The organism is Thermoanaerobacter siderophilus SR4, assembly GCF_000262445.1.
Lineage (GTDB): Bacteria > Bacillota > Thermoanaerobacteria > Thermoanaerobacterales > Thermoanaerobacteraceae > Thermoanaerobacter > Thermoanaerobacter ethanolicus.
Genome location: NZ_CM001486.1, coordinates 1,956,047 through 1,977,805, shown reverse-complemented (window position 1 = coordinate 1,977,805; position 21,759 = coordinate 1,956,047). Strand labels below are relative to the sequence as shown.

Here is a 21,759-nt window from a genome sequence, read left to right as displayed (position 1 = left end):
CCACCTCATAGTATTTTTTTATATCTCTCTACAAATCTTTTTATATTCTTGTGTCTCATCAAATAGTAATTATACAAAAAATTGTCTATAGTTTGTGTTAGTATTTTCTTACCTCTTAGATTCATCAGCACTTTAAAAAAAATTACATCATAGTGGGAAGTATCTATAAAAATTATATCTTCTTTTATTTTAAAAACTTCCATCAAATCACACAAAGTTTTCTTGATATTTTCACTAAAATTTTTCATTCCTATTATGAACACTTCATTTTGATTATTATCTTTCCCAATAAATCTCATTTGTCCATAATCAAATTGAAACAAAAAAGGGATTTTAAAAAATTCCTCTTTTTCAATTTTGGATTTATCATTTAAATGAAGATATGCACATATAGGAGAAGAATAGCACCCATAATAGCTATAATACACTACTTTCATAGATACCACCTAATATTGTTTAACTAAAATAAATACTCCATTTTCAAGATCGTGAACGGCTGCCTTAAAAATTCTGCTCAAATACATAGAAATCTTTTGCTGCTCTTCTTCATTTTCTACATAAATGATGGGTGCAGTACCACTTAAGACATTATCTTTTGCTTTTCTTAAAGCTACTATTGCTATTATATATCCTGTTACATGTACTTCCATTCTATCACCTCAATTAACAGCTTTTCTCGCGCCCCTTGACTTTGAAGGATACTTTCTTACAGTTTCAATTGCTGGCACATTCTTTATAATTTCCACAAATGCATCTATATCAGGCTTCATCGCTACCATAACCACAATAATATCTCCATTTTCATTGTTGTTCATAGTAAGAGGAGCTAATTCAGGAGTATCAATATTCATTTTTAATCCTAATTGATTAGCAGCTTCATGGAGAATAGCCTGTCTTATTCCTAAGTTATTTATGGAAATTAAACTATCTAACCCTTTCGGACGTATTATAACAGCCATTCCAAATTTCTCTATTATTTCTCTTCCTTCTTTTAGACCTATATCTGCTAAAACCACATCCTCAACGCACAATAAAGGTCCTTTAAAAACAATCTTTGAAGGAAGAACTTCGGCAATATCTCTAATATAAGCAATTTTCATTACATAACGAGACAAATAAATTGCTAGTCCTCCCACAATTGTCCCTATTATAACACTTTTAGAAAGATAAACTGCCAAAGAAGTAAGAGTAGCTACTGCCATAGCAATATAGTTTCTTGCTTCAAAAATTTTAGCTATATTTTCTATATAAGCTGCTCCTCTTGGAACTAATTCTGTTGCTTCCATTTTTTCTAAACTGGCTCTCTCTATTTCTCTTACTTCTTTAAATTGTTGTGCTGCCAAAGCTAAAAAGGTGACAGCAGTGTACTGTTTTTCAATTAATGCAGGCACAGAAAAAGCTCCTAAAGCAGCTGAAATTACCCCTAAGGTTAAATGAGTCATATAACCTTGAGGATAAGTAGGATACTGCCTATAGTCCACTCTTAAATATATAAAGCGGGCAAGTGTCCCCAAAGCAATTCCACAAACCACAATATTGATATACAATTCATGATTTATGCTCATGGCTCATCTCCTTTTTTTCTCCTAAACTTACCCAAATAACTTGCAAATTCTTTGCGCGTAGCTTTAGAAAACTTGTGATACATCTCTCTCCCACCAGTACTCAAAAACATGAAAGCTACTGCTGATACTACAACAACTCCAATCAAAACCCATATTCCGGTACCTGCAGCTTTATTTTGTCCTGGCAACGGCTTTTGAGTTTTTGTAACTGTACCTACTTGTTTTTGTTCATCGGAACCATATAAAGCTTTTGTCAATATGTCTGCTATTAAAGAAGCTGAAACTTCTGCTCTTTCTCTTGTGTGAGAATAAGTGCCAAATTCTAACAGCAAAGAGTTTGGAGTCAAATCTTGATTGAAATCTCCTTGTCCAAAAAATACATCCTTGATCATGTTTGGATATGTCTTATCCGCAATAGCTTTTATCCTATAGGCTAATTGCTGATTTGCTTTTAAATTAGGGTTGTTCCGTCCTAAGACAATTCTTACGCCTGTAGCATTCTTCCCTGCAATTTTTCGTATATATTCTTTGAAAGGGACTGCATCTCTATGGACATCCAAAAGTAAGTCCGGTTTAAAATCCTTTAAAAGTTTGACTGCTCCAGTTCTTGACCGGCTGTATGCCATAGCATCATGCGGTAAATACAAAGTCCTGTCCACTTTGACTGTGACTCCTTTTGCCTCTAAAGCTTTTTGTAAGGCGGCATCTACTTTATATATCCCGCCATGTCCATTGATACTTGCAGCGCCATCTGAAGGAAGATATGATTCATCACTGTGGGTAGAATATATCGCCACTCTCTTTTCACCAGTATTTTCTGCTACTGCCATTGCTTGTGAAATTTCTTCTATGTTAACATCTGGAAGTTTTTCTGTTCGCAAATACTTTGCATAAGCTATATTTTCATTTTTATCCACTTTGAACACTTCATACAATTTATTATCCCCTGATAAATATCTATCCCCTTTATAAACCTCCATTGCAGTCCTGAAAAGCACTTTATTTGTCTTTGCATCATACACTGTGTAATAATCAGGTTGTAATTCAGCCTGCTTCTCTGCATAACTGCTAAAAGCAAAAGATAAAAACACAATAATCAATAAGATTAATATTGTAACTTTATTCATCTTCTTTTTGTTCATTTTTATCACCCTCTTCTTTTTTGTTAGTATCTATCAGGCTGCTAGCCATACCCTCCCTGGGTTCAAGATGCTTTTTAGAAGTACCTCCTTGTATTTTTTCTCTTGTTTCCCCAATTATTTCAGACAAAAACACGGCAATTATCATAGATATAACTACCGAATCGAAAAATCCAGCTCCTCCTATGGGTACTGCTCCTCCTGTCCCTGTCAAGTAGTTTGAAACTGCCTGCATCACATTTGCCAGCATTATTCCCATCACTCCTGCAATAAAAGCACTTCTTCTCGAACGTGAAAAAAGATACGCGATTAAACCTCCAACAATACCATAAATATACTTAGGCTCAATAATCATGGCTTCAGGTTCTGCAGGAAGTATTCGCCCTGCAATAAAAACAGCTATTCCTGTAACAATTGATACTACAACTGCATTTACTCTTTCTCTGGTACTTTCTGCTCTCAAAAAAAGATACACACATACTGCTATAGGAATAGCAGCTCCACCTATGTTTATAGACACAGTTTTGGTTATAGGAATATTAGGTATCAAAGTCCCTATAATCATCCCAATTATCACTAAAAAAGCCCAAGTATCTGTCATTTTCATCCTATCTAATACTCTATGGGCAAATCCGAACAAAACGACCAATCCTGTAATAGAAAGCAAAATATAACTTAATGGCATCAAAATCACTCCTTAACTTTTTTCTTAAAAATATGTTTTACACAATGCAAAAAAAATATGCAAAAAGCGCTCACTTCTTCGAGTGAGCGCTTCAGACTGTAGACAAACTTTCGTAAAGGAGATATTTTGCATAAGGAGCGACTTGTTACAAAGCGGTAACAAAACTTAGCAAGACCGAGGGTGGAGGCAGGGCCGAAGCCATGGATGGCGGAGGCGGGCACCTGAGGCAAGGAGGCCGATTGTGCCCGGTACCCTGCCGGAGCCCGAAGGTCGAGCTTTAGTTTTGTCGCTTTGGAACATCGGAGCGACGATGCAAAATATCTCCTTTGAATATTTTTTAACTTTGTCAACAAACTGAGCGCTCACTTCTTCGAGTGAGCGCTTTTTGCATTTCAATTTAAATCTATATGTTCACCGGTATCTAGGTAGATTATCCATTCACATATATTAGTTGCATGGTCAGCAATTCTCTCAAGATAACGAGCAACAAACAAAAATTGAGTTGCCTGGTCAATGTTTCTAGGGTCTTCCATCATATATGTCAAAAGTTCTCTAAAAATCTGTTTGTAAAGAGCATCTACTATATCGTCTTTTTCGCCAATAGCTCTTGCCAGGTCTAAATCTTGTCGTACGTAGGAATCCAAAGACATTTTGACCATTTCTCTTACGATTTCTGCCATTCTAGGAATATCGATTAAAGGTTTTATATACTTTTGATGAGCAATCCGCAACGTAGTCTTTGCTATATCTACTGCATGATCTGCCATTCTTTCTAAATCTGTAACAATTTTAAGGCCCGTCAAAACTATTCTCAAATCCCTTGCAATCGGCTGCTGTGTGACCATGATTTTTGCACACTTATTATCAATTTCTACTTCTATTTTGTCTATCCTGTCATCGTCATCTATAACTTTCTGAGCTAATTCTGTATCATGGTTTACTAAAGAAGCAATGGCATTTGCTATGGCCTCTTCTACAAGGCTACCCATTTTCAATACGTCATAATGGAGTTCCTCTAATTCTTTTTCAAAATGGGTGCGATTCACTGTGTCACCTCCTTTAACCGAATCTACCAGTAATGTAATCTTCTGTTCTTTTATCTTTAGGATTATAAAATACTTGATCTGTTGGTCCACTTTCAATTAATTCACCATTTAGGAAAAACGCAGTATAATCAGACACTCTTCCTGCCTGTTGCATATTGTGAGTTACTATTATTATTGTATATTTATTTTTAAGTTCCTCAATTAATTCCTCTATTTTCATAGTAGAAATAGGGTCTAACGCAGATGTAGGCTCATCCATCAAAATTACTTCTGGCTCTACTGCCAATGTCCTAGCAATGCAAAGCCTTTGCTGTTGACCTCCAGATAAACTAAGAGCCGACTTATGAAGCCTATCTTTTACTTCATCCCATAAAGCTGCAGCTTTTAAACTTTTTTCAACAATTTCATTTAACTTTTTTTGTCTTTTATACCATGGATTCTAGGTCCATATGCTACATTGTCGTAAACAGTCATAGGAAAAGGATTTGGTTTTTGGAAAACCATTCCTACTTTTTTTCTAAGTTCAATAACATCTACCTCTTTGTATAAGTCTTGTCCATCTAGCAAAACTGTTCCATTTATTTTGACCCCTTCTATAAGATCGTTCATCCTGTTTAAAGTACGAATAAAGGTAGATTTCCCACAACCAGACGGACCTATAAGTGCCAAAACGCTATTTGCTTCTACATCCAAATTTATTTTTTTAAGGGCCTGGACCTCACCATAAAATAAGTCCAACTCTCTGACCTCTATTTTTTTCATTTGTCAGTCATTCCCCTTCCTATTAGCTATATTATACCATTTTATTTTTCGCCTGTCATTCTTTTATATAATGTACTTCCTAACCATCTAGCAAGGATGTTGAAAATCAATACCATTAGCAATAAAACTGCTGCTGCACCGTCTGCAATCTGTCTTGCATCAGGTGCTAACCCCTCACTATTTACCTTCCAAATATAAACAGCTAAAGTCTCTGCAGGTCTAAAGATATTTAAAGGCGAGGTAGGACTTGAAGGATTTAAGTTTGAAAAATTCAAGGCAGGGCTGCTCATACCTGCAGTATACAATAAAGCAGCAGCTTCTCCAAAAATTCTTCCAGCAGTTAAAATTATCCCGGTTATAATTCCAGGCATTGCAGCAGGCACTACAACTTTTACAATTGTTTGCCATTTTGTGGAACCTAAAGCGTAACTTGCCTCTCGCAAACTATTAGGCACACTTCTAATTGAATCTTCACTTACTCTTGTCATTACAGGAAGATTTAACACCGTAAGAGCAAGAGCTCCTGCAATGAGGGAATAACCCCATCCAGTCATAGTTACAAACACTAAAAGTCCAAAAAGACCTACTACAATAGAAGGCATTGAAGATAAAGTTTCTACTGACAATCTTATAAGTTCTGTTAATAGACCTGGCTTTGCATACTCTGCCATATAGATTCCTGCACCTAAGCCTATAGGAACAGAAATTATCAAAGTTATTATTAATAATTCTAACGAATTAAAAAGCTGTGGCCCTATGCCTCCTCCTGCTTCCATAAATTTTGGAGGGGAAGTTAAAAAATCTATATTGAGTTTAGTTCTCCCTTGATATAATATATAACTTATTAATGAAACCAAAAACAAGATTAAAAACACAGCAACAGCATAGAAATATATAGTCGCTATTTTGTCATACAGCTTGGATTTCATTTATACATTCCCCTCCTGCCAACTAATTTGATAATAATGATAAAAGTAAAAGATATTATGAGAAGCAGTAATGCTAAAGACCAAAGTGCATCATTCCATACAGAACCCATTACTGTATTTGCCATGTCCATTGTAATAATAGAGGTTATAGTGCTCATAGGCTCTAAAAAAGATTTGGGAATAACTGGACGATTACCTATAACCATTTGAACTGCCAAAGCTTCTCCAAAAGCCCTTGCCAAACCCAAAATAATTGCTGTTAAAATTCCAGATTTCGCAGCAGGAATGACAACATGTCGTATTGTCTGCCATCTTGTCGCGCCAAGAGCATAACTGGCTTCTCTTATTTCCACAGGTAATGACCTTATAGCATCAGTACTAACACTAGTAATTGTTGGAAGCGTCATAATGGTAAGGACTAATATACCTGCCAATAAACTAAAGCCCAATCCTCCAAAATGTTTACTTATAAAAGGAACTAATACAGTAAGACCAACCCATCCGTATACGACAGAGGGAATACCAACAAAAATCTCAATAGCTGGTTGCAATATTTTTTGTCCTAATTTTTTTTCAATCTCTACCATAAAAATTGCAGAGGAAACTCCCAGAGGTGCACTTATCATAATTGCAAAAGCAGAAACAAGAATAGACCCTATTATAAATTGCAAAGACCCGACAGCAGGTACCTCTCTATCCGGATTCCAAGTGGTAGAAAACAAAAACTCTTTTATCGAGATGCCATCTTTTATGAAAGTAGAAAGGCCTTTAGATGTCACAAATAAAAATAGTGAAACAGTAATAATTATTAACAATAAAGCAGAGATGAAAACGATAACTCTTCCAAATATGTCAACCACTTTTCGCTTGCTTTCATATTTTTTATCAACTGTCATACCCATCCCCCGTTTGAGAAAATCTAATGACAATAATCACACTCATTTCATGATAACAACTTAAAAAAAACATTCATTAAATCTATGTTAAATTTATGTTAAATCTATGTTAAATTTATTCGTTTTTTTACAAATTTCCATTATTTCTCGCCTTAAAAAGGAGCTGGAAAATAAACCAGCTCCCCTTTTTTACTTTATTTTGTTTTCATTTCAGTAACAGGGATAAATCCTAACTTAGTAAGAGGTCCTTTCTGCACTTCATCTGACATCATGAAATCTAAGAAAGCTTTGGCTGCTCCTGTTGGTTCTCCTTTTGTATACATATGCTCGTATGACCAAATAGGATACTTGCCATCTATTATGTTTTGGGCCGTTGGTTCTACTCCCTCGTATTTTAGAGCTTTAACAGTATCATCCACGTAGGATAAAGCAAGATAACTTATAGCTCCTTTTGTGTCAGCAACTGCTTTTTTAACTGCACCTGATGAATCCTCTGTCAAAGCAAAACCTTGAGCTTCTTCTTGTCCCTTTAATACCACTTTCTTGAATGTAGCACGAGTTCCTGAACTTGCAGGTCTATTAATAATAACTATTTTCATATCTGGTCCGCCAACGTCTTTCCAATTTGTTATTTTCCCTGTAAAAATGTCTATTAATTGTTGTTGAGTTAAATTATCAACTGTAACATCTTTATTAACAACTACAGCAAAACCTACAACCGCAACTTTATGATCTACTAAAGATTTGGCTGTGTTGGCATCTAATTTTTCTTCAGCAAAAATATCAGAATTTCCAATATCAATTGCCCCTTGAACTACTTGTGTCAATCCTGTACCACTGCCACCGCCTTGCACTGTTATCGCTACATTAGGATATTTTTCCATAAACATTCTAGCAGCTTGTTCAGCCAATGGCTGTAACGCTGTAGAACCAGCAACTGTTATATTACCTGACAGGTTACCAGAATCTGCACTTTGAGGTTGTTTTGAGCCACACGCTGCAAAAGTAAAAAAACTTGCAATTAACAGTACTGCAATAGCAACTTTCGCAAATCGACTATTTAACATTGAAGCACCTCCAAAATTCCTTAAATTTTTTGTACAACTACATTGTAACAGTCTATTGTAAAGTCAATATTAAGATATTGTTAAGTCTTTGTTAAATCAGCTTTGTTGAATTTTATAATAAATTTTGTACCTCTCCCCACTTCACTTTCTACAAAAATTTCCCCTTTCATAGATTCTACGATATGTTTAACTATAGCAAGTCCCAATCCTGTACCACCTAATTTTCTTGAGCGACTTTTGTCAACTCGATAAAATCTCTCAAAAAGCCGAGGAATATTTTCTTTTGAAATACCAATACCGTTGTCTTCTACTTCAATAATTATTCTATCTCCCTCTTCTCTGGTAGATACTTTTACAAATCCTCCCTCTGGAGTGTATTTTATACCGTTATCTATTAAATTGATCATCATCTGATGAAATCTATCTTTATTAGTATTTATCACCAAATCAGTACAATTTAAATCTTTTTTCAACGTTATATTTTTATTTCTCGCGACCTTGTCCATTATATATAATATATCCTCTATCTCATTATCTAATTCTATTTCTTCTGTCGGATAACCTTCTTTAACATTTTCTATTTCAGAAAGAGTGAGTATATCGTTTATAAGTCTTGTAAGTCTTTCAGACTCAAAATCAATTATATCTAAAAATTTATCTCTTGTCTGCGGATTGTCAATAGCACCATTTCTTAAAGTTTCAATAAAGCCTCTAATAGAAGTCAAAGGAGTTCTTAGCTCATGGGACACATTTGCAACAAATTCGCTTCTTATTTTTTCCAATCTTCTCATTTCTGTAATATCATCTATTATTAACACAAAACCCAAATTTTGATGGGAAATTGGATGAAGAATTGGACTGGTATACACTTTGAGATGCTTGTTGAAAACATTTAGTTCTAAACTTCTGGAAGAGGGATTTTTATTTTTCTTAACATCTTCAAAAAGGTCATGTAATTTACTATTTCTTACAACTTCTAAGATATGTCTTCCAATTAAATCTTTCTCTTTTATATTTAGAATTTTCCTCGCAGCATCATTTATAAGTAATATTTTCTCATTATCATCAAAAGCGATAACCCCATTTACTATACTTTTTAAAATGGCTTCTAATTTTGCATTTCTGTCATTTAATTCCTCTATCGTTTCTTTTAATTTATAAGACATAGAATTTACTGCAAGAGAAAGTTCTTTTATTTCATCAATAGAATTGCTTTCAAGTTCATGACTGTATATACCATTTGCAATATCCTTTGTAATTTCAGTTATTTCTTTTATGGGCTCTACTATATTTCGTATAAATCTATAACTTAAAAAGCCTGTTACAAAAATTCCTAATAAAATAGTAAAAATAAATTTGGCCGTTGGAACATAACCTAAAAAAATATGGCAACTATTAAAATTCCAAGTAGGTTTATAATGAACAATTTATAATAAGATTTCTTTAGCATCACACTTCACCTTTATCTTTTAGCTTATATCCAATTCCTCTTACAGTTTCAATATACACAGGAGATTTATCATCGTCTTCTATCTTTTTTCTTAAATGCCTGATATGGACATCAACAGTTCGAGTTTCTCCAGCATATTCATATCCCCATACTTTATCTAAAAGATAGTCTCTAGTTAATACTTTGCCCATATTTTGAGACAAAAGTTTTAAAAGCTCAAACTCTTTTAAAGTCAATTCTAAGACTTTCCCTTTTTTATAAACCAAATGCTTTCCAGTATCTATAACTATATCACCAAATTTTATTATTCCTTCTTTTTCTTCTTCTGGTTGTTGGGTTCGCCGAAGAACGGCTTTAATTCGAGCTAACAATTCTCTTACGCTGAAAGGCTTTGTTATATAATCATCTGCTCCCAACTCCAATCCCAATACTTTATCAAATTCTTCGCTTTTTGCTGTTAACATTATTATCGGTATATTTTTCGTTTCATCATTCTTTTTTAAAATTTTACATATTTCCAGTCCATCCACATCTGGCAACATCAAATCTAATATAACCAAATCAGGTTTTCCTTCAAGTGCTTTATCCAAGCCTTCTTTTCCATTTTCCGAAGTAATAACTTTGTATCCTGCTGCTTCCAAGTTGTATCTTAAAAGTTCCAATATATGAATTTCATCTTCTATAACCAAAACCGTATGGGCCATTTTGACACCTCCAGATAATATGGCTTGTACACATTTGAAACAAAAATAAAATTATGTCTTTTCTTTTTTTGTCTCATTCTCTTTAAGAAGTTTCTTAAGTTCATCCATAAAAGTATTTATGTCTTTAAACTGCCTATAAACAGAAGCAAATCTGACATAAGCTACTTCATCTACATTTTTAAGTTTTTCCATTACCATTTCTCCGATTTCGGTGGAGGTTATTTCCCTTTCCATTGAATTTATTATTCTTTTGTCAATTTCATCTGTAATTTCTTCTAAGATCTTTATAGGCACGGGCCTTTTTTCGCAAGCTTTTATCATGCCTTTTAATATTTTATCTCTGTCATAGACTTCTCGGCGATTGTCTTTTTTTATTACAAGTATAGGCAATTGTTCTACTTTCTCATAAGTAGTAAATCTCTTCCCACATTTTAAACATTCCCTTCTTCTCCTTATAGAAGTGTTATCATCTGTAGGTCGAGAATCAATAACTTTTGAATCTGGATACCCACAATAAGGGCATTTCATCTTATTACCTCCAACAATTCTTAATTGTTTAATAAAATTATAATAAACTTGTTTTCATTAGTCAAACTTAAGCTTCTCTATCTTTAAAATCTACTAATATTACATCCGTTCCAATCTTTTTTATAGATTCCCACGGCAAGTATATTTCTATATCTTTATTAAAAAACCTAAAAAACTTGTTTCTTTCGGTATAACAATTCCCTCTACTCTTCCTTCTTCAAGGTTTACTTCAATGTCAATTATATTCCCTAATTTTTCTCCTGTATTTATATCTATAACATCTTTATCTCTTAACTCTGAAGCTTTAATCATCCTCATTTCCCCCTTTTGTCCTTTTCATAAAATTATATGAAAAAATCTAGCTTATCATTCCTGATAAGCTAGATGTATTTCCTCATGTGATTTAAAGCCGCTTTTTCTAATCTTGAAACTTGTGCTTGAGATATTCCTATCTCTTTTGCTACCTCCATCTGGGTTTTCCCTTCAAAAAATCTCATCGTCAATATCATTTTTTCCCTTTCGCTTAGTTTTTGTATTGCTTCTTTTAATGCAATTTTCTCTAGCCACACTTCATCCATATTTTTGTCATCGCTGACTTGGTCCATCACATAAATTGCATCTCCACCATCATGATATATAGGTTCAAACAAAGAAACCGGTTCTTGAATAGCATCAAGAGCCATTACCACTTCCTCTCTTGGAAGGTCCAGCTCTTTAGCTATTTCGCCTACTGTCGGCTCTTTGGAATTTTCCGATACTAATTTGTCCCTTACCTGTAATGCTTTATAGGCTATATCTCTTAAAGATCGGCTCACCCTTATAGGAGTGTTATCTCTTAAGTATCTTCTTATTTCTCCAATTATCATTGGAACAGCATAAGTAGAAAATTTTACATTTTGATTTAAGTCAAAATTGTCAATAGCTTTTATAAGCCCTATACATCCTACTTGAAACAAATCGTCTACGTACTCTCCGCGATTATTAAACCGTTGAATAACGCTTAGTACCAATCGCAAATTCCCATTTATAAATTCTTCTCTCGCTTTTTTGTCTCCATTTTTCATCCGCTGCAGTAGCTCTTTTTGCTTGGAAGGTTTTAAAACAGGTAACTTAGAGGTATTGACACCGCAAATTTCAACTTTGTTATTCATAAATCCTGCCCCCACATGTTTAGCTTATTAACAGTATTGCCGGCAGGATAAAAAAATATACAGAAACGCTTAAACTAGTCTATTCATTTCTTTTTTTAATCTTTTTAAAATCTTTTTTTCTAAGCGAGAAATATAGGACTGTGAAATTCCCAACATATCTGCCACTTCTTTTTGAGTCTTTTCTACTCCACCCTCTAATCCAAATCTAAGTCCTATTATCTTTTTTTCTCTATCTGGTAATTTCTTTAATGCAGAAGTCAATAATTCCTTTTCTACTTCATCTTCGATATATTTATAAACTGTTTCGTTATCAGTGCCTAAAATATCTGAAAGCAAAAGTTCATTTCCATCCCAATCTACATTTAAAGGTTCATCAAAAGAAACCTCTAATTTAGTTTTGCTATTCCTTCTTAAATACATTAATATCTCATTCTCAATGCATCGAGAAGCATAAGTAGCTAATTTTATTTTTTTCTTAGGATTGAAAGTATTAATAGCTTTTATAAGTCCAATCGTGCCAATAGATATTAAATCTTCGATTCCTACTCCTGTGTTTTCAAATTTTTTTGCTATATATACTACCAACCTTAAATTTCTTTCAATAAGTACCGTTTTTGCTTCATTATCTCCTTTTTCCATTTTTGAAATTAAATATATTTCTTCTTCTACAGAAAGAGGTGGAGGTAATGCTTCACTTCCTCCAATATAAAATATGCCTTCAGATAAATCTAAAAAATCAAGGATTTTTTTCCACAACAATAGCATTTCTATTTTTACTTTTGTTTTTAGTTGCACTTCCAACACCCCCATTATACTAAAATTTCTGGTGCTAACAACGCCGCATAATTACCATATTTATCTATTTGGCTTTTGTATACTCCTACTATTACATTCCTTACCTCTTTTTCACCTACCACTAATTTATCTGGCTTAAATCCTAACATTATTCCTTTAGACTGTCCTACTGATATAAAGGGTATTAACCTTATCCTTGATAACCATCTTTCCTCTTTCAAAACTTCAAAAATTTTGTTAAAATCTATCTTCTCTTCATTTAATAAAATTTCCATATTATCAGGAAGTATATTTTTCATAGCCAAAAACTCTACTACCACAACAGGCGATTTAGTTAAAGGGTCGTATAATCTATTTCCAGTATCCAATAATCCTTTTATCTCTACTTGTTTTTGAAAAATTTCTATTTTTATGCTGTATAACATTTTTTCCTCTTTTGATTTTCTCACTATATAATCCCAATTAGTATAGAAAAGTAAAATAGCTATCAATATTCCAATCCATAAACTGTGTAAATTAAATTTTGCCGTATACAAAACTGCAAAAATTGTCCCACCTATCGCAAAAGAAATTAGATAAAAAACTGCTAAAATTCTCAAAAAATTCTTTTAATGTTTTTGGAGTAAATGCCATATATATTATTAAGAGAGATAAAATAATTTTTGCGAAAACTTCGTGAATCATCTTATAAGGTAACAAAAAAAATATTAGGACATAACACGCTCCCAATAATGCACCTAAAAAAAGCTTAATAGGTTTGCTGCCCTTTTTAGAAAATTTTCGTGTAAGGGATAAAATAAGATAGTTAATAATTAAATTTTCGAAAAAAATTACGTCTAAATACATTCATACCATCCCCGGGGACACTTTTAATCCTTATACAATGTATATTCCCATTTGCTTATTTTATTCATATTATAAAATAAAAATCTCAAATTTATTGTAATATTTTGGAATAAAAATAAGGTTGTTTTTGTAGAATTTTTGCATAAAAAAATCTGCAAAGAAACCTTTGCAGATCAGACTGTAGACAAACTTTCGTAAAGGAGATATTTTGCATAAGGAGCGACTTGTTACAAAGCGGTAACAAAACTTAGCAAGACCGAGGGTGGAGGCAGGGCCGAAGCCATGGATGGCGGAGGCGGGCACCTGAGGCAAGGAGGCCGATTGTGCCCGGTACCCTGCCGGAGCCCGAAGGTCGAGCTTTAGTTTTGTCGCTTTGGAACATCGGAGCGACGATGCAAAATATCTCCTTTGAATATTTTTTAACTTTGTCAACAAACTGATCTGCAAAGAAACCTTTGCAGATTTATCGTCTCCCTCTTCTTAAAAAAGTAGGTATATCTAAATCATCACTCTCTATAACATTTTCTAATTTTACTTCAGGCTCCCTAGTGTCATTTTTCTTTGCTGTATCCTTAGATTTTTCATTTCTTTCAAATCCTGTAGCTATAACAGTAATCCTTATTTGGTCCTCTAATGCCTCGTCTATTACTGCACCAAATATAATATTTGCATCAGGGTCTGCAGCTTCATAGATAAAATTAGCCGCTTCATTAACTTCAAATATGGTTAAATTTGGACCTCCTGCAATATTAAGTAATATTCCTCTTGAGCCTTCAATTGAAGTCTCTAATAATGGACTATGGATTGCTTGTTTTGCTGCCTCAGTCGCTTTATTCTCCCCAGAAGCTATACCTATTCCCATATGTGCAAGTCCTGTATTTGTCATAATAGTTTTAACATCAGCAAAATCCACATTTACAAGTCCAGGGACTGCGATAAGGTCGGATATACCTTGAACACCCTGTCTTAAAACATCATCTGCTAATTTAAAAGCATCAATCATTGAAGTCTTTTTTTCAACAACTTGCAATAATCTATCATTAGGAATAGTAATAAGAGCATCTACATGTTTTTTAAGTTCCTCAATGCCCATTTCTGCATGGGCCATCCTTTTTCTCCCTTCAAAGGTAAAAGGCTTGGTAACTACTCCTACAGTCAAAATTCCTAATTCTTTTGCTATTTCCGCCACAACAGGAGCAGCTCCTGTGCCTGTGCCTCCTCCCATGCCAGAAGTGATAAATATCATATCAGCACCTTTTATAACTCGTTCTATTTCTTCTCTAGATTCTTCAGCAGCTTTTTTCCCAATTTCAGGGTTTGCTCCTGCTCCTAACCCTTTTGTTAATTTTTCACCAATTTGTATTTTTATTTCAGCTTTCGATAAATAAAGAGCCTGCTTGTCTGTATTAATTGCAATAAACTCAACACCGCGAAGGCCAGCATCAATCATTCGATTTACAGCATTTCCGCCTCCACCACCAACTCCTATTACTTTAATAGCAGCAAATTGTTCCATATCAGTTTCTATACCTATCACAAAAAACCCTCCTCTTTACGCCCAAAAATCGCTAAATATTTCTTTGAGTTTATCAACTAATTTAGAACTCTTTTTCTCTTTTTTATCAGTCGGTTGGACATTATGCATAAACCTCTTATTGTTATATACATATTTTACCACTCCTACCCCTGCCGAATAAATAGGAGTTGCTACTCCGATATTTTGCGGAGAACCAATGCGAATGTTTCTATTAAAAATTTTTTGTGCCAACTCTATATTTCCTTTTAAAAAGGAAATGCCTCCACCTGTTATGACTACATTTGTAACAATGTCTTCCAGAACTTTTGCTTCTTCCAATCTCTCATACACAAGCATTAAAAGTTCAGAAACCCTCGCTTCTATTATATCAGATATTTCATTTACATCTGTAGCTGATTTGCTTTTACCTGCTAAACTAGCAATTTTAATTGGTTCCAGCTTTTCAGGGGATAATTTTTCTAAAGTTCCATATTTCTTCTTTATATTTTCGGCTTCTTCAAAAGAAATCTTTAACCCTATAGATAAATCGTTTGTGATATGCCATCCACCGACTGCTATCATAGATGAATAAATAAGGCTGCCATACTTAAAAACAGAAATATCAGTCACTCCTGCACCCACATCAATTAATGCAACCCCCAACTCTTTTTCATCTTTTAAAAGTACTGCTTCTCCTGTAGCTAAAGGGCCTACAATTATTCCCTCTACCTCTAACCCTGCTTTTTTAACGCACTTTTCCATATTTTGAATAGCGGTAACACTACCTGTTACTATAGCGGCATTTACCTCTAACCTTATACCCGCCATTCCAACAGGGTCTTTTATTTCCCCATACCCATCCACAATATATTCTAATGGTATAACATCGATAATTTCTTTATCAGAAGGAATAGCAATGATTTTAGCAGCTTGTAAAACTCTATCCACATCTTGTTTTGTTATTTCTCTATCTTCTCTCGATACTGCTACTACTCCATTGTTTTTATATATAGTCGTCAACCCTCCATATATTTTCAAATACACAGAGGATATTTTTTGGTTGGCCATTCTTTCCGCTTGCTCTACAGACTTTTTTATAGAATAGGCAGTTTCATCTATATCTACAATAACCCCTTTTTTAACCCCATAACACGGATAATAGCCAATCCCAACAATATGCAGTTCTCCATTTTTATCCCCTTCTCCAATAATTGTACATACTTTAGATGTGCCAATGTCTAAACCAACTATTAAATCACCCATTATCAAATCCTCCTTCAGGAGACTGCTATCTTTTTCGCATCTTGTCTATCAGATATCTCCTTATATATGCAAAATTGACAAATAGCCTGCTTCCAAATACAAAAATTGCCGCAAGATAAATAGGAACTCCTAACACATCTCCAATATAAGCAAGGCCTCCTGCCAATATCGCATTGCCAAAAAAGCCAGTTATAAAAATAAGATTATCAAACTTCTCTTCAAGACTAGCTCTAATACCACCAAAAACTGAATCCAACGCTGCAAGAATAGCAACAGATAAATAAGAAACATAAGTGCTGGGGATATTAATTGGCAAAATAAAACCTATCACTATTCCTATTAATAAACTAACTATTATAATATAAGCCATTACTTGTTCTCTCCTTCAACTAAAGGTTTTGCATATCTAAACTTTATCACTCCGTCATATTTTTTAATCAATATATTGTCCGATTTTTTGATATTTACCTCTATTCCCCAAGTAGCTAAAGTATCTACTACTCCACCCTTTAGCTTAAGAGCAGCCTCTAATGTATCAGGGTCTCCAATAGCCTTTATGACATACGGCGCAGAAAAACGCACAGAATTTACATTTACTGTAGGGCCAACGCACCTAATTTCTGAAGTAGCAATTAATCTTTGGTCATTTAAAGATATGGCCTCCGCTCCTGCCGCTCTTAGCTCATTTACAACTCGCAATAAATCCTCATCGTGGACCAGAAATAAATTAGGGTCTTGTCCTGGGGGAACGGCTTGTTTGCTATCATTTATAGTTACAATTACTCCTGGACCTTGGAGGTCAGTCAGTCCTGCTAATTCTTTATATTTTTCTACATCATTTTTCAAAGTTTGAGTAATTACGCTATTCTTGGACGCAGAATCTTCGTAAGCATTTATTTTTGCTTCTAAATCATTAATCTGTTTTAGAAGAGCATCTTTTTCTGACTGCAGTTCCTTTAATTGAGCTGCCAATTCTTCTGCTCTCTGCACAGTAACTACGCCGCTTTTTTTTACTATTTTAAATTGAGTAGAAAGCATTATTCCTAATACTATTGAAACTAAAGCTACGGAAATATATACACTTTTTTTCATAAGTACCCCCATCCTCTATGGCATAAATACTGGATTGCTGTCTCCAATAATTTGAATTGTACCTTTATGATACCCTTTTTCAACCAAATCTTTTAATATTAATTCGGCAAATTTGAAAGAATAATTAATATCAGAAGGATTGTCAAAAGATATATCTATGCCATTTTTTGTAACTAATATAATTTGTCTTTCATTCATATATTTTATAACAGAACAAAAATCAGTACCTTCTATGAGTTCTAAAAGCGTTCCCAAATAACTTTTTTCAAAAATATCATTCAACTTTTTGCCAATTTGATATTTCTCAACTTTTATTCCTTCTATAACAGGAAGTTCAGGGTTATAATCGTCCTTTTTTATTACCACTCCTTCTTTATCTATCATTAAATAGTCTTTTTGATATTTGACTTGTGCAACTATTTGTCTTTCTTTTATAAATATTTCTACAGTATCAGGATATTGAATTTTTACTTTGCTTTCTTTTATATAGGGGTTAGCAAGTAAATTACTTTCTATTTTTTTAGGAGTAACTTTAAAAATATTCATTCCATAATCTATCATAGCCAACTCTTTAATATCATTATAAGATAAAATTTGATTGCCTACAACTTTTATAGTTTTAATCTCAAAATAATTTGATTGAAACATAAAAAGGTAAAGCAAAACTATAAATACTAGCATCACAAACATAAATATTAAAAACCGCTTCTTAAAAGCCCTTTTAACCATTAAACCATCCCCTGCTTGTACTTTTCTTTCGCATATGTAAAACAGCATGACGCTGTTTTACATTATTCTTACAATATCCCCTCCCACACTTTTTAAAGCCTTTTCGATTGATTCATATCCTCTATCAATGTGTTCTGCTTCTTCTACTATTGTAGCACCTTCTGCTCCCAAACCTGCAATAATCAAAGCAGCTCCTCCCCTTAAATCTCTTGCTACTACTTTTGCACCCATTAGCTTCTCAACACCACGTATTACCGCTACTCTTCCATCCACTTTTATATCTGCTCCCATTCGTATAAGTTCTTCTGTGTATTTAAATCTATTATCAAATATTGTCTCCGTAACAATAGATGTCCCATCTGCTACAGATAAAACCGAAACCATCTGAGGCTGCAAATCTGTGGGAAAGCCAGGGTATGGCAATGTAACAATCATATCTACTGCTTTGGGGCGCTTATCGCCTATAATTTTTATATAATCATTTCCGGCATGTATTTCGCATCCCGTCTCTCTCAATTTTGACAGCAATGGTTCTAAATGTTCTTTTAAAGCATTTACTACTGTTAATTCTCCTCGTGTCATCGCCGCAGCACAAAGATAAGTACCTGCAACAATTCTATCTGGAATTATGGTGTATTCCGCATCATGCAATCTTTTTACTCCTTCTATGATAATCGTGTTAGTACCAGCTCCTGATATTTTCGCCCCCATAGAGTTTAAGAAATTCTGCAAGTCTTCTATTTCCGGTTCTTTTGCCGCATTTCTAATGATGGTAATACCTTCTGCTTTAACTGCAGCCAACATGATATTTTCTGTAGCTCCTACACTAGGAAGGTCTAAGTGAATTTCATTTCCTCTTATCTTCCCACCTTCACATTTAATATATCCATAAGACTCTTCAATTTTAACTCCTAATCTTCTCAAACCCTTAAGATGTAAATCTATAGGTCTGTGTCCTATATCACAACCTCCTGGAAAACTCATCAAAGCTTTTTTGTTTCTTGATATTAAAGCCCCCATCAAGAATATAGATGACCTCATGGTTCTCATTAAGCTATCAGGTATTTCACTATCTTTTACATCCCTTGCATCTACAATAATATCTCTGCCTTTAAAAGTTATCTTACACCCTAAATGTTCTAAAATTTCTATCATTGAATAAACATCTTTTAATTTTGGACAATCATGTATTACAGAAATCCCTTCATTTAAAATTGATGCTGCAAGGATGGGTAAAACAGAATTTTTAGCGCCATTTACCTTTAACTCACCATACAGCCTGTTCCCTCCATTAATTTTAAATTTCCCCATCTTATCACCCCTAAATTTAATACAGCTTACACCATATACTATGCATAAATAAGATGGGGTGTTACATAAGGTATTAAGTTATGCTTTTTATAAGCTTGTATATCTTCTCCGCAGCATCAATTTTAGAAATTTTTCGTGCATTATCTCTCATTCTAGAGAGTACTTGAGGATTATCAAGAAGATATTTGATTTTTTTGTACAATTCTTCTGCTATCAAATCCTTCTCTAAAATAACATAAGAAGCTCCGGCTTTTTCTAACACCCGGGCATTATACTCTTGGTGATTATTAGCAACATAAGGAGAAGGAATCAAGATTGAAGCAACACCTTTTGCAGTAATTTCTGCCAAAGTAATAGCACCAGCCCTACAGATTATAATGTCTGCAGCAGCATATACATCCTGCATATTGTGACAATAAGGAATTATTTTAACTGTTTCATCTATGTTTATAGTTTCAGTTTTAACTTTTTCCAACACTTTTTCATATTGATTAGCTCCTGTAATTATTAAAACTTGCAGGTTTTTATCCTTTTGCTTTAAAAATTCTACCATTGTAAAATTTATTTTTTCTGCTCCTCTACTTCCCCCTACTGATACTATTAAAGGTTTATCAGAATAAAAACCCAAATTTTTTAAACCTTCCTCTTTAGTAACTTTTAGCAATTCTCTTCTAATTGGATTACCTGTTACCACAATTTTTTCTTTATTTTTAAAATATTTAACTGATTCTTCAAAACTTACCGCTACTACCTTCACAAATCGTGATAGTACCTTATTTGTAAGGCCTGGAAAAGCATTTTGTTCATGAATCAAAGTAGGTATCCCTTTTAAAGCCGCCATCATTAAAACAGGGCCACCAACATATCCCCCTGTTCCAATTACTACATCTGGTTTAAATTCTTTTAAAATATCATTTGCTTCCTTAAGCCCCACCATTGCTTTATAAATAGTTTTCAATGTATCCAATGATAATTTCCTTTTAAATCCTTGCACAGTAATTGTCTTTAATTCAAAACCTTCTCTTGGTACCAATTCATTCTCTAAACCTTTTTTTGTACCTACAAATAAAATTTGAGCATCTTTTTCATTTTTTAATATTTCCTTAGCAATGGCTATGGCAGGATAAATATGTCCTCCAGTACCTCCACCAGCAAACAAATATTTCAATTATCATCAACTCCTATCTAAATTTGCAGATCGTGAAATATTTAATAGTATTCCTACTCCTGCCATCATAATAACAGTAGAAGTACCTCCATAACTTATAAAAGGAAGAGACACCCCTGTAGGTGGCATAGAAGAAGTTACAACCGCAACATTTATAAGTGTTTGAACTCCTATAAGACTTGTAATTCCTGTAGCTAAAAGACATCCAAACATATCTGGAGCTTTTGCTGCCACTCTCAAACCTCGCAAAATAAGGTATAAAAACATCAAAAGTATAGTGACTGTACCAACAAGTCCTAATTCTTCTCCAATTATGGAAAATATAAAATCATTGTAAGGCATAGGCAGATACATAAGTTTTTGCCTGCTTCCTCCGAGTCCAACTCCAAATAGTCCTCCCGAGCCTAATGCATAAAGGGATTGTACGATTTGATATCCAGATTTTTGAATATCCTGCCACGGATTTAAAAATGTAAATACCCTTTCCCGTATATACTTAAAAGATGAAAAAACAACGATAGCTGCCCCAATTCCTGCTCCAAATAAAGCTCCCATAAAAGATAATTTAGCACCTGCTACAAAGAGAATTATTACAGCCACAATAAATATAATACCAGCTGTACTAAAATTAGGCTGTAACATTATAAGGCCAAAAAGCAACCCTGCCAATCCTAAGACAGGCATAACTCCCTTTTTGAAACTCTTTGCATAATCGGGATGTTTGTCAAAATATTTTGCCAAGTATATAATAAGAGCATATTTTGCCAATTCAGAAGGCTGGATTGTAAAGCTTCCAATTCCTATCCATCTGGTCGCATTATACCTTTCAACTCCTATTCCAGGAATCAAGACTGCAATAAGCAATCCAATCGAAATAATAAGTAAAGGACCAGCTAACTTTTTTAAAATAGTGTAATCAAAATTCATCATAAAAACCATAGCAAAAAAGCCCAATATTACCCATAACAATTGCCTTTTTAAAAAATAATAGGCATCATTATACATATACTCAGCACTGGCAGAACTAGCACTAAAAACCATAATTACACCAATGGAGACTAGTATTAAAACTGTGAGTAAAATGCCATAATCCACAGGGTACTTTTTTTTCATTATT

Annotated in this window: 21 protein-coding genes and 4 pseudogenes; all 25 read right to left on the bottom strand. The window is 33.8% G+C overall.

Features of this window, described 5'->3' with window-relative positions; genetic code table 11:
* Nucleotides 1–5: 5 nt before the first annotated feature.
* The 25 genes and pseudogenes from THESIDRAFT1_RS09690 to spoVE all read right to left on the bottom strand — a co-directional run bounded on the left by THESIDRAFT1_RS09690 (nucleotide 6) and on the right by spoVE (nucleotide 21,755).
* On the bottom strand, nucleotides 6–437 hold the full coding sequence (locus THESIDRAFT1_RS09690) for a DUF3189 family protein (RefSeq protein ID WP_006570264.1): 432 nt from the start codon (nucleotides 435–437) through the stop codon (nucleotides 6–8).
* A 9-nt stretch (nucleotides 438–446) separates the two neighbouring features.
* Nucleotides 447–650, bottom strand: a complete 204-nt coding sequence (locus THESIDRAFT1_RS09685) for a capping complex subunit for YIEGIA (RefSeq protein WP_003871110.1) — start codon at nucleotides 648–650, stop codon at nucleotides 447–449.
* Nucleotides 651–659: 9 nt separating this feature from the next.
* A complete protein-coding gene (locus tag THESIDRAFT1_RS09680; RefSeq protein ID WP_004401355.1) occupies nucleotides 660–1,565 on the bottom strand; it encodes a YIEGIA family protein in 906 nt (301 codons plus the stop codon).
* Entirely contained in the window at nucleotides 1,562–2,707 is a 1,146-nt protein-coding gene (gene spoIIP, locus THESIDRAFT1_RS09675) for a stage II sporulation protein P (RefSeq protein ID WP_003871112.1), read from the bottom strand. Before spoIIP ends, THESIDRAFT1_RS09680 begins: the two co-directional genes overlap by 4 nt.
* On the bottom strand, nucleotides 2,685–3,389 hold the full coding sequence (locus tag THESIDRAFT1_RS09670; RefSeq protein WP_006570263.1) for a DUF1614 domain-containing protein: 705 nt from the start codon (nucleotides 3,387–3,389) through the stop codon (nucleotides 2,685–2,687). The genes spoIIP and THESIDRAFT1_RS09670 overlap by 23 nt, the downstream gene beginning before the upstream one ends.
* A gap of 392 nt (nucleotides 3,390–3,781) precedes the next feature.
* A complete protein-coding gene (gene phoU / locus THESIDRAFT1_RS09665; RefSeq protein WP_006570262.1) occupies nucleotides 3,782–4,435 on the bottom strand; it encodes a phosphate signaling complex protein PhoU in 654 nt (217 codons plus the stop codon).
* Nucleotides 4,436–4,448: 13 nt separating this feature from the next.
* Nucleotides 4,449–5,197 (bottom strand): annotated as a pseudogene (gene pstB, locus THESIDRAFT1_RS09660) (phosphate ABC transporter ATP-binding protein PstB).
* A gap of 41 nt (nucleotides 5,198–5,238) precedes the next feature.
* Complete coding sequence (gene pstA / locus THESIDRAFT1_RS09655) at nucleotides 5,239–6,126, bottom strand: phosphate ABC transporter permease PstA (protein WP_006570260.1); 888 nt, start codon at nucleotides 6,124–6,126, stop codon at nucleotides 5,239–5,241.
* Entirely contained in the window at nucleotides 6,123–7,022 is a 900-nt protein-coding gene (gene pstC / locus THESIDRAFT1_RS09650; protein ID WP_006570259.1) for a phosphate ABC transporter permease subunit PstC, read from the bottom strand. The genes pstA and pstC overlap by 4 nt, the downstream gene beginning before the upstream one ends.
* 194 nt (nucleotides 7,023–7,216) lie before the next feature.
* The gene (locus THESIDRAFT1_RS09645) at nucleotides 7,217–8,089 is read right to left on the bottom strand and encodes a phosphate ABC transporter substrate-binding protein (protein ID WP_006570258.1); all 873 of its coding nucleotides are present in this window, start codon (nucleotides 8,087–8,089) and stop codon (nucleotides 7,217–7,219) included.
* A gap of 80 nt (nucleotides 8,090–8,169) precedes the next feature.
* Nucleotides 8,170–9,539: pseudogene (gene pnpS / locus THESIDRAFT1_RS09640) on the bottom strand (two-component system histidine kinase PnpS).
* Entirely contained in the window at nucleotides 9,539–10,243 is a 705-nt protein-coding gene (locus THESIDRAFT1_RS09635; RefSeq protein ID WP_003871120.1) for a winged helix-turn-helix domain-containing protein, read from the bottom strand. Before THESIDRAFT1_RS09635 ends, pnpS begins: the two are co-directional and overlap by 1 nt.
* A gap of 51 nt (nucleotides 10,244–10,294) precedes the next feature.
* Nucleotides 10,295–10,771 carry a transcriptional regulator NrdR gene (gene nrdR / locus THESIDRAFT1_RS09630; RefSeq protein ID WP_006570256.1) on the bottom strand — a complete coding sequence of 159 codons (477 nt, stop codon included), beginning with the start codon at nucleotides 10,769–10,771 and terminating at the stop codon, nucleotides 10,295–10,297.
* 67 nt (nucleotides 10,772–10,838) lie between these two features.
* Nucleotides 10,839–11,083: pseudogene (locus tag THESIDRAFT1_RS09625) on the bottom strand (YlmC/YmxH family sporulation protein).
* Between the two features lie 68 nt (nucleotides 11,084–11,151).
* A complete protein-coding gene (gene sigG, locus THESIDRAFT1_RS09620) occupies nucleotides 11,152–11,922 on the bottom strand; it encodes an RNA polymerase sporulation sigma factor SigG (protein ID WP_004402381.1) in 771 nt (256 codons plus the stop codon).
* A 69-nt stretch (nucleotides 11,923–11,991) separates the two neighbouring features.
* Nucleotides 11,992–12,717 (bottom strand): RNA polymerase sporulation sigma factor SigE, encoded by a 726-nt coding sequence (sigE, locus tag THESIDRAFT1_RS09615; protein ID WP_003871580.1) that lies wholly within the window; start codon nucleotides 12,715–12,717, stop codon nucleotides 11,992–11,994.
* A 14-nt stretch (nucleotides 12,718–12,731) separates the two neighbouring features.
* Nucleotides 12,732–13,563: pseudogene (spoIIGA, locus tag THESIDRAFT1_RS09610) on the bottom strand (sigma-E processing peptidase SpoIIGA).
* 463 nt (nucleotides 13,564–14,026) lie between these two features.
* Nucleotides 14,027–15,100: a cell division protein FtsZ gene (gene ftsZ, locus THESIDRAFT1_RS09605; RefSeq protein ID WP_006570252.1), complete on the bottom strand. Its 1,074-nt coding sequence runs from the start codon at nucleotides 15,098–15,100 to the stop codon at nucleotides 14,027–14,029.
* A 15-nt stretch (nucleotides 15,101–15,115) separates the two neighbouring features.
* Nucleotides 15,116–16,342, bottom strand: coding sequence for a cell division protein FtsA (gene ftsA, locus THESIDRAFT1_RS09600; RefSeq protein WP_004402384.1), 1,227 nt, complete (start codon nucleotides 16,340–16,342; stop codon nucleotides 15,116–15,118).
* Nucleotides 16,343–16,367: 25 nt separating this feature from the next.
* Nucleotides 16,368–16,712: a small basic family protein gene (locus tag THESIDRAFT1_RS09595; protein WP_003871210.1), complete on the bottom strand. Its 345-nt coding sequence runs from the start codon at nucleotides 16,710–16,712 to the stop codon at nucleotides 16,368–16,370.
* Nucleotides 16,712–17,434, bottom strand: a complete 723-nt coding sequence (locus tag THESIDRAFT1_RS09590) for a DUF881 domain-containing protein (protein ID WP_004402385.1) — start codon at nucleotides 17,432–17,434, stop codon at nucleotides 16,712–16,714. The genes THESIDRAFT1_RS09595 and THESIDRAFT1_RS09590 overlap by 1 nt, the downstream gene beginning before the upstream one ends.
* Before the next feature lie 15 nt (nucleotides 17,435–17,449).
* Entirely contained in the window at nucleotides 17,450–18,163 is a 714-nt protein-coding gene (locus tag THESIDRAFT1_RS09585; RefSeq protein WP_004402386.1) for a cell division protein FtsQ/DivIB, read from the bottom strand.
* A 57-nt stretch (nucleotides 18,164–18,220) separates the two neighbouring features.
* Nucleotides 18,221–19,474, bottom strand: coding sequence for a UDP-N-acetylglucosamine 1-carboxyvinyltransferase (gene murA / locus THESIDRAFT1_RS09580; protein WP_006570251.1), 1,254 nt, complete (start codon nucleotides 19,472–19,474; stop codon nucleotides 18,221–18,223).
* A 73-nt stretch (nucleotides 19,475–19,547) separates the two neighbouring features.
* On the bottom strand, nucleotides 19,548–20,642 hold the full coding sequence (gene murG / locus THESIDRAFT1_RS09575; RefSeq protein WP_006570250.1) for an undecaprenyldiphospho-muramoylpentapeptide beta-N-acetylglucosaminyltransferase: 1,095 nt from the start codon (nucleotides 20,640–20,642) through the stop codon (nucleotides 19,548–19,550).
* A 6-nt stretch (nucleotides 20,643–20,648) separates the two neighbouring features.
* Entirely contained in the window at nucleotides 20,649–21,755 is a 1,107-nt protein-coding gene (gene spoVE, locus THESIDRAFT1_RS09570) for a stage V sporulation protein E (protein WP_006570249.1), read from the bottom strand.
* Between the last annotated feature and the right edge of the window lie 4 nt (nucleotides 21,756–21,759).